General features: G+C 66.5%; 1 pseudogene. It reads right to left on the reverse strand.

Annotation, left to right across the window (positions count from 1 at the left end):
• Positions 1 to 1,441, reverse strand: a pseudogene (locus ACK543_RS14425) (pyruvate dehydrogenase (acetyl-transferring), homodimeric type); the annotation flags it as partial.

The raw sequence follows: 1,441 nt of genomic DNA on the forward strand, positions 1-1,441 counted from the left end.
CGATGTGGCGCCCAGCAGGAAGCCCCGCGCGCGCTGGTCGGCGGCGGCCCAGATGGCGTCGCCCACGCGCTGGAAGCCGAACATGGAGTAGTAGATGTAGAACGGCAGCATGGCCAGGCCGTGCACGCTGTAGCTGGTGGCGGCGGCTGTCCAGCTGGCAATCGCACCGGCTTCGCTGATGCCCTCCTCCAGGATTTGCCCGTCGAGCGCCTCGCGGTAGCTCAGCACCGAGCCGATGTCTTCGGGCGCATAGCGCTGGCCCACGCTGCTGTAGATGCCCACCTGCTTGAAAAGATTGGCCATGCCAAAGGTGCGCGCCTCGTCGGCCACGATGGGTACGATGCGCGGGCCCAGCGTGGCGTCTTTCAGCAACGTGCCCAGCATGCGTACAAAGGCCATGGTGGTGCTCATCTCCTTGGCCTGCGGCCGCAGCGCAAACTGGGCGTAGCTTTCGATGGCGGGCACGGGCAGCGTGTCGCAGATGGATTCGCGGCGCGGCAGGTAGCCGCCCAGCGCGTCGCGGTGGCTGCGCAGGTAGCGCATCTCCGGGCTGTCCTCGGAGGGCTTGTAGAAGGCCAGGCTTGTGGCCTGCTTGTCGGTGAGCGGCAGGTTGAAGCGATTGCGGAACTCGATGAGGTCGGTCTCGTCGAGTTTCTTCTGGCTGTGCGTGGTCATCTTGCCCTGCCCGGCCGTGCCCATGCCGTAGCCCTTTTTGGTGTGGGCCAGGATCACCGTGGGTTGACCCTGGTGTGCAGCAGCGGCAGCGTAGGCGGCGTGGATCTTCACCAGGTCGTGCCCGCCGCGCTTGAGGCGATCGATCTGCTCGTCCGTCATGCCCTGGGCCAGGGCGGCCAGCTCGGGGCTTTGGCCAAAAAAGTTGTCGCGGTTAAAGCGCCCGTCCTTGGCAGCAAAGGTCTGCATCTGGCCATCGACCGTGCCCTGCAGCGTACGCACCAGCGCGCCCGTCAGGTCGCGCGCAAACAGGCCATCCCAGTCGCTGCCCCACACCAGCTTGACCACGTTCCAGCCCGCACCGGCAAACAGGCGCTCCAGCTCGTCGATGATGCGGCCGTTGCCGCGCACCGGGCCGTCCAGGCGCTGCAGGTTGCAGTTGACCACCCACACCAGGTTGTCCAGCCCCTCGCGTGCGGCCAGGGTCAGCGCGCTCATGCTCTCGGGCTCGTCCATCTCGCCATCGCCAAACACCCCCCACACCTTGCGATTCGTGCAGTCGAGCAGAGTGCGGTGCGTGAGGTAGCGCATGAAGCGCGCGTGGTAGATGCTGCTGATGGGGCCGATGCCCATGGAGCCCGTGGGAAACTGCCAGAAGTCGGGCATGAGCCACGGGTGCGGGTAGCTGCACAGACCCTGCGCTCCTGCCGCGGGCGCGGTCAGCTCCTGCCGGTAGTGCATCAGGTCTTGTTCGGACAAACGCCCTTCC

The organism is Acidovorax sp. (genome assembly GCF_046341535.1).
In the GTDB taxonomy this organism is placed as follows: Bacteria; Pseudomonadota; Gammaproteobacteria; order Burkholderiales; family Burkholderiaceae_C; genus Acidovorax.